We start from the raw sequence: 261 nt of genomic DNA, 5'->3' as shown, positions 1-261 counted from the left end.
CCTCTACCCACAATGCCGTGTCGGCCAGCCGCACGCGGTCGCCCACGGTGGGCCCGAACATGTCGGCATAGGCCTGGCGGGAAATACGGCTCATACCCTGCCCTCCAGCGGGCCCATCACCTTGCCCTGGAAGCCATAGACTTCACGCTTGCCGGCGTAGGCCACCAGTTGCACAGTGCGCGCCTGGCCAGGCTCGAAGCGCACGGCGGTGCCGGCCGGGATATCCAGGCGAAAGCCCAAGGTTGGCGCACGATCGAACAC

The 261-nt window shown here is 67.0% G+C and carries 2 protein-coding genes; both read right to left on the bottom strand.

From position 1 onward, the window contains the following. Window positions 1-94: hypothetical protein (locus AC6UDD_RS06975; RefSeq protein ID WP_500720058.1), on the bottom strand; the 94-nt coding region annotated here is incomplete at its 3' end. Beyond that, a complete protein-coding gene (locus AC6UDD_RS06970; protein ID WP_500720055.1) occupies window positions 91-261 on the bottom strand; it encodes an urease subunit beta in 171 nt (56 codons plus the stop codon). The genes AC6UDD_RS06975 and AC6UDD_RS06970, both read right to left, overlap by 4 nt.

Source organism: Fructilactobacillus sp. X2R1C3 (genome assembly GCF_059901425.1).
Note: the sequence above shows the minus strand (reverse complement) of the source record. Positions and strands in the feature narration are given on the sequence as shown.